Source organism: Micromonospora echinofusca, from assembly GCF_017614955.1.
Classification (GTDB): Bacteria; Actinomycetota; Actinomycetes; order Mycobacteriales; family Micromonosporaceae; genus Micromonospora; species Micromonospora echinofusca_A.
Genome location: NZ_WVUH01000214.1, coordinates 1 through 12,880, shown reverse-complemented (window position 1 = coordinate 12,880; position 12,880 = coordinate 1). Strand labels below are relative to the sequence as shown.

Sequence of the window (12,880 nt, the reverse complement as noted above, 5' to 3'; positions counted from 1 at the left end):
CGTCGGCGGGGTGGTCGGCGGCGTCGTGGGGGTGCTGCCGCCGTAGACCGACGCCTCGCGGGAGGTCTGCCTGATGCCGTTGGCGCCGTTGAAGATCCGCTGGCCCCAGCTGGTCAGGCTGGCCGGGTTGAAGCTGGTGACCATGTCCAGGTACTCGACACCGCCGCCGTTGCCGCTCCACGACCAGCCGAGGTAGCCGATCCCGTTGGCCTGGCTGTACGACAGGATGGTGTCCTCGTCCGGGTCGCCGTCGGAGTGGTTGTGGCCGAACTCGCCGACCACGATCGGCAGGTTGCTGCTGCGGAACCGGCCGAGGTAGTCGCTGATCTTGCTGGCGGTGTTGTACACGCCGTACATGTGGATGGAGAAGACGGTGTTGCGGTTCGGGTCCGCGGCGAACACCGAGCCCGCGTTGTCCCGCATCGTGTTCGACCAGTCCTGTCCCCAGTTGGGGGCGTCGACCATGATGGTGTGCTGGAAACCGGCGGTCCGCAGCCGCTTGATGGCGTTGCCGGTGTCGGTCGTCCAGGAACCGTAGTTCTGGTTGCCGTACGGCTCGTTGCCGATGTTGACGATGACGTACCGCTCCTCGCCGGTCAGCGCACTCTGGATGCTGATCCAGTAGTCGACCGCGCGGTCCAGGGTGATGGCCCCGCTCTGCTCGCCGTACCCGGTGGTGTCGTGCACCTCCAGGACGCAGATCAGTTTGTTGGTCTTGCAGAGCGAGACGACGTTCGCGACGTCGCTGGCGCTGTTCTTCGTCCACCGGTCGCCGCTGGCCAGGACCACCCGCACGGTGTTGGCACCGAGCGCCTTGATGTTGGCGAACGAGCTGGTCTGCTGCGGGTACCAGGTGTGGGCGTGGTTGACGCCGCGCATGATGAACTCGTTGCCGTTGGCGTCGTACAGCTTGCCGTTGGCCACGGTGAAGCCGGCGGCGGCGTGCGCCGGGGTGTTGACGGCGAAGACGGCCGCGACGATCGCGAGCAGCGCGGCAGCCGCCAGGGACAGGCGTTTCTTCATGGTCTTCCTCGGGGGGAGGTCCCGCGAACGCGGGCGCAGAGAGATCTGGCAAAGGAAGGCTGCTGCCCGACAGCCCCGCCCGGCACCCGGTCGCGCGCCCATCAGCTTAGGCCGATACCCGGAGAGCGCGCAACCGGTTCAGTGCCGCTGCGCCTGCACCGGGCACCCCGCGACGGCCGGGGCGAACCGTGGACCGTCACGGGGCGGCCAATCCCACCACAGGACGAGCGCCGGCCCTGAGATGAACCGGTTAAGTGGAGACCCTAGGCACGATGGGAACACCCGTCAAGGTACCGACCCCGGGGGATCCGCCCCGGTGGGATTCACCGGCGCGCCCGGGGGTAATCCCCGACGATCGCCGGGCGAGAGGAGACGTCGAGATGGTCGCCGTGGGTTACACGCTGATGTGCGAGCAGGCCGGCCCGAAGGAACTGGTCGACTACGCGGTACGGGCCGAGAACGCCGGTTTCGACCAGCTCGTCATCTCCGACCACTACTACCCCTGGTTGGACTCCCAGGGTCACGCCCCGTACGCCTGGTCGGTGCTCGGCGCGGTCGCCCACGCCACCTCCCGGGCCGAGCTGATGTCCTTCGTGACCTGCCCGATCCGCCGCTACCACCCGGCGGTGGTGGCGCAGAAGGCGGCCACCCTCGGTGTCCTCTCCGACGGCCGGTTCACCCTCGGCCTCGGCGCCGGGGAGAACCTCAACGAGCACGTGGTCGGCGGCTGGCCACACGTCCAGCAGCGGCACGAGATGTTCGAGGAGGCCGTGCAGATCATCCGGCCGCTGCTCGACGGGGACACCCTCACCTACACCGGCAACCACTTCGACGTGCCGGACGCCTACCTCTGGGACCGTCCGGACACCCCGGTACCCATCGCCCTGGCCGCCTCCGGTCCCTCCTCGGCCAGCCTCGCCGCGGAGTACGGCGACGGGGTGATCGCCACCGAACCCGAGCCCCGCATCCTGCGGCTGTTCGACGACGCCGGGGGTGGCGGCAAACCCCGCTACGGCCAGGTGGCGATCTGCTACGGACCGGACGAGGCCGAGTGCCGGAAGATCGTCCACGACCAGTTCCGCTGGTTCGGTCTCGGCTGGAAGGTCAACGCCGAGCTTCCCGGTCCGGACTCCTTCGCCTCCGCGACCCAGTTCGTCCGGGAGGAGGACGTGGCCCAGGGCATCCCGTGCGGACCCGACACCGACGCGCACGTCGAGGCGTTCCGGCAGTTCGTCGACGCGGGATTCACGCACGTCGCGATCGTCCAGGTGGGCGGGGAGAGCCAGCCGATGTTCATCGACTGGGCCCGCGAGGAGCTGCTGCCCCGGCTCCGGCAACTGTGACCACCGGCTGCGGAGAGGACTGAACGTCGATGCGTATCGGGAACGTGGAGGTCCGTCCGCTCGGCGGCGGCCTCGGCTGCCTTCTGATGATCCTCTTCTCGGTCGTCGCGTCGGTCGTGCTGACCGTCGTGATCAACCTGCTGTTCTGACCGTCGCGATCGACCTCTGCCGTCCTGCTCAGCCGCGCAGACCGAGCGCGGCCAGCACCTCCCGGGTGGCCGCACGGACCGGTCCGAGCACGGCCCGGTCCACCCAGCGGGCCACCGGCACGACCGTGGCCCGCCACACCGCCCGGACGCCCCGGGCCACCGGAACCACGGTGTACCGCCAGACCCCGGCCAGGACGATCCCGACCGGCCGGAACAGGATCCGGTGGATCCCCCGCAGCAGCCAACCGGCAGCCCGCCAGGCATAGCCGACCGCGTCGGCCAGCACCCGCCAGCAGGCGTCGAACCAGCGCGCGAGCACCGGTCCCAGCGGCGCCAGCAGCCGGGCCAGCCGGTCCAGCGGCACCCAGATCAGATAGCGGACCACCCAGGTCAGCGGGATCCACACCAGATAGCGGAGCAGCCACACCGCCGGCACCCAGAGCAGATGACGGAACAGCCAGGCCAGCGGCAGCCAGACCACCCGGTGCAGGAACCAACCGACGGGGCGCAGCAGGTAGCGGTGGAGGAACCGGCCGACCGGCCGGAGCAGGTAACGGTCGACGGCACCGCCGACGGCCATTACCGCAGCCCAAGCCAACCGCACCGGTACGACCACCAGCAGCGCCACGGCCCGGGCCGGCACCGCGATCAGCGGGGAGAGCCCAGAAGACTGGTCGGCGGGTGGGGGTCCTGCCCGACGGGTACCCCGATTGCTGGCTGTCACGGACGACAGCCTAGAGAGCCTGGTCAACCGGGTACGGCGGGCCCGACCGGTCACCTTGCGTCAAGGTCCAGTTCCGCCACGACCGGATAGTGGTCGGAGGCCCACTCGGTCGCCCCGCCCCGCAGCACCCGGCACACCCGGGTCCGTGCGGCCAGCGCCGGAGAACCGAACAGGTAGTCCAGTCGCATCCCGGAGAACTCGGCGCCACCACCGTGCCGGGTCGGCGCGGTCTCCGGGTCACCCTGCCCGGCATGCCGGTACAGGTCGACCAGACCGGCCCGGTCCAGTACCCCGATCGCCCGGGTGTCCACGGTGCCGTTCCGCCGCAGGTGCCGGCCGCGGTAGGCGACCGGTAACCGGGTGAGCCGCCCGGTGTGCTCGGTCCACGGGTCGAGGGTGTTGAGATCCCCCATCAGCAGCACCTGCCGGTCCGGGCCACCCCGGCAGGCAGCGGCCAGCCACCGGGCCTCGACCAGTCGGCGGGTACCCGAGTACGGATGCAGGTGGGCGGTGAGCACCCGCAGCGGGCCGGCGGTGGTCGGCACGACCACCCGTTGGGCGGCATGGTGGAACGGTCGGCGGACGCGTCCTGCCTCGACGACCCGCCCCGGCGGCCGGACCAGCACCGCGACCGCCTGCCCGAAGCACTCCCGGGCCAGGTACGGCCGCATCCCCACCGCCGCCGCGAAACGCGCCAGCCGACCGCCCTGGCGGAAGCCCCGGAGTTCCTGGACCGCCAGGATGTCCGGCCGGTACCCGTCGACCACCTCGACGACCCCGGCGAGCCGGGCCGGGTCGGCGCCGGCCGGGAGGGGCGCCCCCGCAGCCGCCCGGCCCTGCCCGCCGAGCCGGATGTTCCAGGTCATCACCCGCAGCATGACGGCCGGCTCAGTCGGGGCGGCCGGCTTTGACCAGTTCGTCGTCGAGGGTGTGCACGTCCTCCGACTCGATGACCGGCTGGTTGCCCTGCCGAAGGTCCGCGTTGGGGCGCAGCACCCAGTAGAGCAGGCTGATCCAGAGGGCGCTGAGCAGGATCGCGCCCATGAAGTCGGTCGGGTGGTGCATGCCCCGGTACATCCGGGAGATGGCCACCCCGAGCGGCATGATCACCGCGAGGGCCACCGGTACCCAGCGCCACCAGCGGTCGGTGCGGGGGAAGACCAGCACCGCGATGGCGGCGTAGAGGCAGATCGTCGCGGCGATGTGCCCGGAGGGGAAGGACGAGGTGGGCATCGGGCCGTCCAGGTTCTCCACGGCCGGGCGGGGCCGGTCCACCGCGGCGGCGGAGGCGAGGAAGAGACTCAGCTCGCCGAACATCGCCAGCGCCACGAAGAGCACCGGTCGCCAGCGGCGCCACACCGCCAGCACCAGCGGGCAGAAGACCATCGAGACCAGCAGGATGGCGTGGGTGTCCCCGAACTTGCTCCACCACCAGCTCAGATCGGTGAGCGCGTCGGTGTGCCGGTCGGCGAACCACTGCGGCACGTCGGTGTCCAGGGTCTCGAAGACGGTGCCCTCGGCGTGGAAGCTGACGTAGGTACCGAAGCCGAACAGCACCCCGAAGACCAGTACCCAGCCGACCACCAGTTCGGCGACCGCCGAACGCGGGTGGGGCAGCACCTGCTCCTCGGCCGGGGCGGGGGCGATGTCGTGCCCGGCCTCCGGCTCCAGGCCCTCGGCCAGCGGCGGCACCGTCCGGCCACGTTCCCGGCGCCAGAGCCGGAAGGCGTACGCGGTGACCCCGAGCCAGGCCGCGCCGAGCAGCCAGGCACCGAGCACGTCGGAGACGAAGTGCACACCGAGCGCGATCCGGGTCAGCCCGATCGCGGCCACGACCGTGGCGACCAGCACGATGGCCGGCCGGCGCCAGCGGGGCGCCATCGCCGGCAGGAACACCAGCAGCAGGGCGCCGTAGGCGACCATCGACCCGAGCGCGTGCCCGCTGGGGAAGCTCTCCCCCGCGTAGCTGCCGATCGGTACGTCCACCTCCGGGCGCAGCCGCCCGACCAGGGTCTTCAGTGCCGGGTCGAGGATCAGCGCGCCGGCACCGGTGACGATCACGTACACCGCCAGCCGGGCCTGCCGCCGGATGAGCAGACCCACCACCGCGACGGTGACCAGCCAGATGATGACCGGACGGCCACCCAGGTCGGTGATCGCGTTGAGCACGGTCACCAGTGGACCGTGCGGTGCCACCAGGTCGTTGAGCCAGGCGGCCACCCCGTGGTCGACGTCGTAGAGCGGCGACCATCTCGTGCGGACCAGCACCAGCAGGATGCCGAAGCCGACCCCGGCGCCGAGGATCACGGCGAGCCCGGCGAGGCTCCGCTCGGCGAAATGACCCAGTGGTCGCCGCACCATCTCTTTGACCGTGGTCACCACGGCACCTCCCTCCCGCTCCTGGCGAGCGGCTTTACCCGATCCGCGCGGCGCGTACACCGGGGGCGGCCCCGGGTGGTCAGAGGGCGGTCATCTCCCCGGTGTCGTGCAGTTCCGTACGCTCCGCGTCGGGCTCCCACAGGTCCGGCTGGGCCGGCTCCTCGACCCCGATCCGCAGCGCCTCCAACTGGGCGGCGAAGGCCAGCCCACCGAAGAGCGCCATCCCGGTGAGGTTGGCCCACAGCAGCAGCGCCATCATCCCGGTCAACGCCCCGTAGGTCTGCCCGAACCCCTCGCTGACCTGCACGTACGCGGCCAGCAGCAGGCTGGCCAACCACCACAGCGCGGTGGCGATGCCGGCGCCGAAGAGCAGCCAGGACAGGCCCGGCTGGTTGCGTCGGGGGGCGTGCCGGAACAGCACGGCGACGGCGAGCACGGTCAACGCCAGGCTCAGCGGCCAGCGGACGACGTCCCACAGGCCGTTGGCGAACGCACCCCAGGCGTAGTGCCGTTGCACGCTGTCGCCCATCGGTCCGCCACCGACCAGGATGAGGAACCCGACCAGCGCCGGTACGCCCGCCGTCACCGCGAGCAGGGCCGCCCGGAGGTACTTCCACAGGGCCGGGCGGTCCCGCTCGACGCCGTAGATCCGGTTGGCGCCCCGCTCGATCTGGGCCATCGTCGAGGTCAGGGCGACCAGGCCGGTCAGCAGGCCGAGACCGAGCGCAAGCTCCCCGGCCCGTTCGGTGCGGTCCTCGTCGGCCAGCAGGTCCTGCACCACCTCCTCGCTGGCGCCGGGGGTGAGGGCCAGCACGGTGTCGGCGACCACCCGGCCGCCCTCCTCCACCCCGAGGTCGCTGATCAGACCGGTGAGCGCGATCAGGAACGGCACCACGGCGAGGCAGAGTTGCAGGGCCAGCGCCCGGGAGTGGCTGAACCCGTCGCCGTAGCGGAACCGCACGAAGGCGTCCCGGGCCAGGTGCCAGCCACCGTGCCGGCGCAGGGTGTGCCAGGCGTCGTCGGCGGAGAGCTCCTCGTGGGCCATCAGCCGGGTCTCCGGCACCATCCGGGTACTACTCACGGCGTGCCTCCTCGACCCGCCGCTCGCCCCGCTCCGCCACCGCCTCGGCGTCGTCGGCGAGGTCCGGGGCCTGTGCGGGACGGGGTACGCAGAGCCAGAACGCCTCGGGCCGGACCTCCACCCGCAGGGTGCGGCCCGGTTCGATCAGGTCACCGTCGAGTTCCCGGGGCTGCGGGCGGTTGCTGACGATCTCGACCCTTCTCCCCCGGAACACCTCCATCCGGGGGACCCGGCCCCGCCGGCGCAGCAGCGCCCAGCCGAGGGCGGCCCAGTGCCGCAGGGTGCGCGGGGTGAGCACGGCCACGTCCAGGTACCCGTCGTCCGGTTCGGCCTCGGTGAGCAGGCGTACCCCGCCCTGGAGCCGGCCCACGTTGGCGACCAGGACCGACCGGGCGCGTCGCCGCACCGGCGGCCGGTCGTCGATCCGGATCTGCACCCGCATCGGCCGGTCCCGCAGGTGCCGGGCGGCCCCGACGAGGTACGCCGGCCAGCCGATCCGGGCCTTGGTGGTCTCCGAGGTCGAGTCGAGCATCTGGGCGTCGAAGCCCATCCCGGCCATCACGGTGAAGTACCGGTCGTCGACGGCGCCGACGTCGAGTCGACGCCGGCCGCGTTCGAGGGCGACCTCCAGACCGGCCGCGAGGTCGTTGGACAGCCCGAGGTTGGCCGCGAGCAGGTTGCCGGTGCCGTTGGGCAGGACGGCCAGGGCGACCTCGGTGCCGACGACGCCGCTGACGCAGGACATCACCGTGCCGTCACCGCCGCAGGCGAAGACGACCTCGGCACCGGCCTCGACGGCCGCCCGGGTCTGCCCGAGACCGGGATCCTCGACCGTGGTCTCGTACCAGAGTGGTTCCGGCCAGCCGGCGTCGACCAGGGTGTCCCGGACCGTCCGGCGCAGTTCGTCGACGTCGGCGACCTTGACCGGGTTGACGACCACCGCCGACACCGGCCCCCGGGGACCGTCGACGGCGCCCGGACCACCGCCGGGGACCTGCTGCGCACCGCTCACGGCCGCAAGTGTGCAGCAGATCGGTGCCGGCGGCGACCCGGCGGAGGGTGACTTTCCCGGCAGCGGAAAAAGGTTTCGCCGGGCGAACCGTGGGCCGGCCTGGCGGCTGGTTCAGGCGGGCGGGTCAGGCGGCCGGGCGGGCGGCGGTGCGGACCGCGTCGAGCACCCGGCGACGCAGGTCGACCAGATCGAGCCCGGCCCGGGTCAGGGTCACGGCGGCCAGGCCGTTGCCCTCCCGGAGCAGCCCGAGCAGGATGTGCTCGGTGCCGATGTGGTTGTGCCGTAGCCGGACCGCCTCGCGCAGCGCCAGTTCCAGCACCTTCTTCGCCCGGGGCGAGAAGCGGCTCCCGTCGTACCGTCGGCCCCAGGGCCACCGCCGGGGTGCCGGCGGCGGGTCGTCGAGCGCGCCCGGCCCGAAGGACTCCTCGACCCGGGCCACGACGGCGGCCAGGTCGATGCCGATCTCCCGGAGTGCGGCGGCGTCGGCGTCGTCGAGGGCCCGGGAGCCGGGCCCGGTCGCCTGTTCGACCCGGGACCGCAGGTCGTCGATGCGGACGCCGGCGTCGCGCAGCACCGTGGCGGCGAGGCTCTGGCCGTCGTGCAGCAGGGCGAGCAGCAGGTGCTCGGTGCCGACCCGGGGCTGGTGCAGCCGGTCGGCCTCGTCCCGGGCCTGGACCACCACGGCCCGGGCGCGTCGGGTGAAGCGTTCGAACATCATTCCTCCCGCGTTCCGTTGACCGCCGGCCGGCCGGCGTGCTTCTTGTGGACCCCCTGCTTGCTGACCTCCAGTGCGTCGGCGATCTCCTGCCAGGACCAGCCCTGGCGCCGGGCGTTGTCCACCTGCACCCGTTCCAGGCGGTCCAGCAGCCGACGCAGGGCGAGCACCGCCCGCAGCCCGACCCGGGGGTCGGTGCTGCCGGCCGCCGCCGCCAACTCCGTTGCGCTACTCATATTGTCAACCTAGGTTGACGGCACCGGTTTGTCAACCCAGGTTGACGACTGGTCCGGGTGCAACCCGGCCCTCTACGATCGATCCGCATCGGTGGCCCGGGCGGGCATCCCGGCGGCGGCCGTCCGTCAGCTCGACGGACAGCAGCGCCACCCGCGTCACCGGCACCGCCAGGGAGCAGGACCGCGCCACGCGCGACCGACATGCGGGCTCATGTCGTCGCGGTCGCGTGGGACATCGTCGTAGCCGGGCACGACCCCGGTCGACCCCGGCCGTCAGCTGCCAGCACCCCGGTCAGCCGCCGACCCCGGTCGCCATCGACCGGGGACCCGGCCGGCCACCGGCGACGGTCGCCCACGCGCAGCCCGGACACCTGCGAACGTGAGGACCACGATGCACCCGACCTCCCGGCGGCGCGCCCTGCCCGCCGTACTGGCCACCCTGGCCGCGACGGCCGCGCTCGCCGTCGTCGTACCCCTGACCGGCACCGTCCCGGCGCACGCCGCCGACCCGGTCGTCGTCGTGCACAGCACCTTCGACGACGGCACCACCCAGGGCTGGACCGCCCGCGCCGACGAGACCGTCGCCGCCAGCACGGCAACCGCCCACAGCGGTACCCACAGCCTCGCCGTGACCGGCCGGACCCGCAGTTGGGAGGGGCCCACCCTCGACCTGCTCGGCACCATGACCAGGGGCACCCGGTACACCCTGTCGGTGTGGGTCCGGCTCGCCGCCGGGCAACCAGCCGGCCAGGTCCGGCTGAGCGTGGAACGGCGTACCGCCGGCACCGCCTCCTACGACCAGGTGGTCGGCGACACCACCGTCACCGCCGACGGCTGGGTCAACCTCAGCGGGACGTACCTGCTCGCACACGACGTCGACCACCTGACCACGTACGTCGAGTCGGCCAGCGGCACCGCGAGCCTGCACATCGACGACTTCCACCTGTCGTACCTGCCGGCCAAGCCGATCCAGACCGACATCCCTGCGGTGCGGACCGTCCTCGCCGACGCCTTCCCGATCGGCGCGGCGATCGGCCCGCAGCAGCTCGTCGGCAACCACGCCGAACTGCTCAAACGGCACTTCAACTCGATCACCCCCGGCAACGCGCTCAAGTGGGACGCCACCCAGCCGACCGAGGGACAGTTCCGCTTCGCCGACGCCGACGCACTGGTCGAGTTCGCCGTCGCCAACGGGATGGCGGTACGCGGGCACACCCTGGTCTGGCACCAGCAGACCCCGGCGTGGGTCTTCACCGACCCGGCCGGCAACCCGATGACCGCGACACCGGAGAACAAGGCGCTGCTGCTGAGCCGGCTGGAGGCGCACATCCGTGCGGTGGTCGGCCGGTACGGCACGAAGATCGGCGTCTGGGACGTGGCGAACGAGGTGATCGACGAGAACCAGGCCGACGGGCTGCGCCGCAGCCGGTGGTTCGAGATCACCGGCCTGGACTACCTGCGTACCGCGTTCCGGGTGGCCCGGGAGGTGGCACCGACCGCCACGCTCTACCTCAACGACTACAACACGAACGTACCGGCCAAGCGGGACAAGCTGTACGCGCTGGTCGCGCAGTTGCGCGCGGAGGGGGTACCGGTCGACGGGGTCGGCCACCAGATGCACGTCAACATCGACTGGCCGTCGGTGTCCGAGACCGAGGCGATGCTCCAGAAGTTCGTCCCGCTCGGGGTGGAGCAGCAGATCACCGAGATGGACGTCAGCATCTACCGGAACGACGCCGAGTCGTTCCCGACGCCACCGGCCGACCGGTTGCTGACCCAGGCGTACCGCTACCGGGACCTGTTCGCCCTCTACCGCCGGTACGCCGGTGAGATCACCTCGGTGACCCTCTGGGGACTGGCCGACGACGACACCTGGCTGGACAGCTTCCCGGTCACCCGCAAGGACGCCCCGCTCCTGTTCGACCTGGAGTTGCAGGCCAAGCCGGCGTACTGGGGCATCGTCGACCCGTCCCGGATCGGCTCCCCGACGGCCTCCCCGACCGTCTCGCCCACTGTTTCACCGACCGTCAGCCCGACGGTCTCCCCCACCGTCTCGCCCACGGTGTCCCCGACGGTCTCCCCCACCGTCTCGCCCACGGTCAGCCCGACCGTCTCGCCCAGTCCTTCGCCGTCGGTGACCCCGACCGACGAGGCCCCGAAGCCGTGCCGGGTGACGTACACCGTCACCAACCAGTGGACCGGCGGGTTCCAGGCCGAGGTGCGGATCGTCAACACCGCGTCCGGCCCGGTGAACGGCTGGACGCTGCGCTGGACCTTCGCGGACGGCCAGACGGTCGCCCAGCTCTGGAACGGCACGGTCAGTCAGGCCGGCGGGGCGGTCACCGTCGGCAACGCCTCCTGGAACGGCACCATCGCGCCGAACGGCAGCGCCAGCTTCGGCTTCCTGGGCAGTTGGACCGGGACGAACAGCAGACCGGCGTCGTTCACCCTGAACAACGCGCCCTGCGCGCTCGGCTGATCCGGCGACACCCGAGGTCAGCCCGGCGGCTCGCGCGCATGACGGCAGCGCGTGACGGCAGTGCGTGACGGCAGCGCGTGACGGCAGCGCGTGTTAAGAAGGGCCCCTTCCTCTACCGAAAGCGTTAAGAAGGGGCCCTTCCTTACCCCAGGGCGGAGCGGAAGGTCGTGACCCGGCGGCGGAGCGCCGCCAGGTCACCGCCGTGCGGGGCGTCGCCGAGCAGCGGCGCCCCGACACCGACCGCCAACGCACCCGCGTCGAGGAAGGCGAGCGCGGCGTCCAGATCCACCCCGCCGACCGGGACGAACGGCACGGTCGGGAACGGTTCGCGGAGGGTACGCAGGTAGTCGGGGCCACCGAGCGAGGCGGGGAAGAGCTTGACCGCGGTCGCCCCGGCCAGGCTGGCCGAGACCACCTCGGCCGGGGTGAGGGCGCCGACCAGGGCGGGCAGTCCGAGGCGTACCGACTCGGCGACCGCCGGCACCAGGGCCGGGGTCACCACGAAGGCGCCACCGGCCTGCTCGACCTGCACCACGTCCGCGTCGGTGAGCACACTGCCCGCGCCGAGCACCGCGTCACCGCCCAGCTCGGCGTGCGCCCGCAACAGCACCCCGACCGCGTCCCGCGAGGTCAGCGGCACCTCGATGAGGCGTACCCCGGCGTCGACGAGCACCCGGATGCTGGCCAGTGCCGGCTCGGGCTCGTCGGCGGGTACCACCGCCATCAGGCGGTGCGTCTCCAGCAGCTCACACAGGTTCACCGCTGCCGCCTCCGCAGGTCACCGACGGGTTTGTACCCATCCTCGCAGCCGCACGGGCGGTCCCGCTCCGGGTTGGCGGCATCCGCCTCCCAGTCGACCGACTGCCGGTCGACCGGCTCCGGCCGACTGTCTCCCGGTCGGCTGTCTCCTGGTCGGCTGTCTCCCGGTCGGCTGCTAACGTCCGCTGATGTCCACGCACTCCGGTCAGGTGCGCCGGTTCCGGACCGGCCGGCACGAGATCACGATCGTCGGGGGCAGCGTCGTCGGTCACCGCTATCCGGCGAACTTCGACGTGCTGCACGTCGACGCGACCCTGCCGTTCACGGCGGTCGCGGACGGGATGGGGTCCGGCCGGGGCAGCAGGATCGCCGGTTCGACCACGGTGGCCACCCTGGTCGAGGCGGTGCACGCGGCCGGTCCGGCAATGGACGACCGGCGGTTGCGCGTCGCCGTCGCCGAGGCCCAGTCCCGGGTACGCGCCGCCGGGGCGCAACTGGGCGAGCTGACCGGGTGCACGTTGACCGCCCTGCTGGTCGGGCCGGACGGGGAGCACGGCTGGATCATCCAGCTCGGTGACTCCCGGGTCTACCGGCTCCGGGGCGGTCTGCTGGAACTGCTGACCGTGGACCACACCGTCGCCTGGCTGGGCGCGGTGCACGGCTGGTACCCGGCCGACTCACCGGCAGCAGCCGCCGCCCGTTACCAGTTGACCCGCTACGTGGGTCACCCGGATCGTCCCGAGCCGGATCTGCTGGCGGTGACCCTGCGTGCCGGGGACGTCTACTGCCTCTGCACGGACGGCGTGGCCGAGCAGGTCGAGTACGACCGGCTACGGAAGCTGCTGGGCGGTGTCCGGGAGCCGGGCGGGACGGTGGACCGGATCCTCGCCGACTCGCTGGCGGCGGGCGGTCGGGACAACGCCACCGTCGCCCTGCTCACCGTCGCGCCCCTCGCCGTCGGCTAACTGGCCCCGCCACCG

The 12,880-nt window shown here is 72.2% G+C and carries 11 protein-coding genes and 2 pseudogenes; 3 read left to right on the top strand and 10 right to left on the bottom strand.

Annotated features, from left to right (window positions below; genetic code table 11):
- Positions 1 to 1,023, bottom strand: a 1,023-nt coding sequence (locus GSF22_RS21945) for a glycoside hydrolase family 5 protein (RefSeq protein ID WP_208815618.1), incomplete at its 3' end; no start/stop codon positions are given.
- Between the two features lie 380 nt (positions 1,024 to 1,403).
- On the opposite strand from GSF22_RS21945, the gene GSF22_RS21940 reads away from it, so the two are divergent.
- Positions 1,404 to 2,366 (top strand): LLM class F420-dependent oxidoreductase, encoded by a 963-nt coding sequence (locus GSF22_RS21940; RefSeq protein ID WP_208815617.1) that lies wholly within the window; start codon positions 1,404 to 1,406, stop codon positions 2,364 to 2,366.
- Positions 2,367 to 2,543: 177 nt separating this feature from the next.
- Here GSF22_RS21940 and GSF22_RS21935 read toward each other — a convergent pair whose 3' ends face one another.
- The 8 genes and pseudogenes from GSF22_RS21935 to GSF22_RS21905 all read right to left on the bottom strand — a co-directional run bounded on the left by GSF22_RS21935 (position 2,544) and on the right by GSF22_RS21905 (position 8,662).
- Entirely contained in the window at positions 2,544 to 3,239 is a 696-nt protein-coding gene (locus GSF22_RS21935) for a hypothetical protein (protein ID WP_208815616.1), read from the bottom strand.
- A 50-nt stretch (positions 3,240 to 3,289) separates the two neighbouring features.
- Entirely contained in the window at positions 3,290 to 4,105 is an 816-nt protein-coding gene (locus GSF22_RS21930; RefSeq protein ID WP_307804202.1) for an endonuclease/exonuclease/phosphatase family protein, read from the bottom strand.
- A gap of 22 nt (positions 4,106 to 4,127) precedes the next feature.
- Entirely contained in the window at positions 4,128 to 5,618 is a 1,491-nt protein-coding gene (locus tag GSF22_RS21925) for a phosphatase PAP2 family protein (RefSeq protein WP_208815614.1), read from the bottom strand.
- 79 nt (positions 5,619 to 5,697) lie between these two features.
- On the bottom strand, positions 5,698 to 6,699 hold the full coding sequence (locus tag GSF22_RS21920; RefSeq protein ID WP_208815613.1) for a YihY/virulence factor BrkB family protein: 1,002 nt from the start codon (positions 6,697 to 6,699) through the stop codon (positions 5,698 to 5,700).
- The gene (locus GSF22_RS21915; protein WP_208815612.1) at positions 6,692 to 7,711 is read right to left on the bottom strand and encodes a diacylglycerol/lipid kinase family protein; all 1,020 of its coding nucleotides are present in this window, start codon (positions 7,709 to 7,711) and stop codon (positions 6,692 to 6,694) included. Before GSF22_RS21915 ends, GSF22_RS21920 begins: the two co-directional genes overlap by 8 nt.
- Before the next feature lie 160 nt (positions 7,712 to 7,871).
- A pseudogene (locus GSF22_RS36165) lies at positions 7,872 to 8,051 on the bottom strand (Clp protease N-terminal domain-containing protein); the annotation flags it as partial.
- 183 nt (positions 8,052 to 8,234) lie between these two features.
- A pseudogene (locus GSF22_RS36160) lies at positions 8,235 to 8,426 on the bottom strand (Clp protease N-terminal domain-containing protein); the annotation flags it as partial.
- Entirely contained in the window at positions 8,426 to 8,662 is a 237-nt protein-coding gene (locus tag GSF22_RS21905; RefSeq protein ID WP_208815610.1) for a helix-turn-helix domain-containing protein, read from the bottom strand. The gene GSF22_RS21905 and the pseudogene GSF22_RS36160, both read right to left, overlap by 1 nt.
- Before the next feature lie 391 nt (positions 8,663 to 9,053).
- Between GSF22_RS21905 and GSF22_RS21900 the strand changes: the two genes are divergently transcribed.
- A complete protein-coding gene (locus GSF22_RS21900) occupies positions 9,054 to 11,141 on the top strand; it encodes an endo-1,4-beta-xylanase (RefSeq protein ID WP_208815609.1) in 2,088 nt (695 codons plus the stop codon).
- Between the two features lie 142 nt (positions 11,142 to 11,283).
- Here GSF22_RS21900 and GSF22_RS21895 read toward each other — a convergent pair whose 3' ends face one another.
- Entirely contained in the window at positions 11,284 to 11,901 is a 618-nt protein-coding gene (locus GSF22_RS21895; RefSeq protein ID WP_208815608.1) for a bifunctional 4-hydroxy-2-oxoglutarate aldolase/2-dehydro-3-deoxy-phosphogluconate aldolase, read from the bottom strand.
- Between the two features lie 187 nt (positions 11,902 to 12,088).
- Between GSF22_RS21895 and GSF22_RS21890 the strand changes: the two genes are divergently transcribed.
- Positions 12,089 to 12,865, top strand: a complete 777-nt coding sequence (locus GSF22_RS21890; protein ID WP_208815607.1) for a PP2C family protein-serine/threonine phosphatase — start codon at positions 12,089 to 12,091, stop codon at positions 12,863 to 12,865.
- Positions 12,866 to 12,880: the final 15 nt, after the last annotated feature.

What these genes read in the sequence shown, in the direction of transcription:
- GSF22_RS21905 (WP_208815610.1), bottom strand. Translation starts at nt 8,662, where the DNA reads ATGAGTAGCGCAACGGAGTTGGCGGCGGCGGCCGGCAGCACCGACCCC.
- GSF22_RS21940 (WP_208815617.1), top strand. Translation starts at nt 1,404, where the DNA reads ATGGTCGCCGTGGGTTACACGCTGATGTGCGAGCAGGCCGGCCCGAAG.
- GSF22_RS21890 (WP_208815607.1), top strand. Translation starts at nt 12,089, where the DNA reads ATGTCCACGCACTCCGGTCAGGTGCGCCGGTTCCGGACCGGCCGGCAC.
- GSF22_RS21930 (WP_307804202.1), bottom strand. Translation starts at nt 4,105, where the DNA reads ATGACCTGGAACATCCGGCTCGGCGGGCAGGGCCGGGCGGCTGCGGGG.
- GSF22_RS21900 (WP_208815609.1), top strand. Translation starts at nt 9,054, where the DNA reads ATGCACCCGACCTCCCGGCGGCGCGCCCTGCCCGCCGTACTGGCCACC.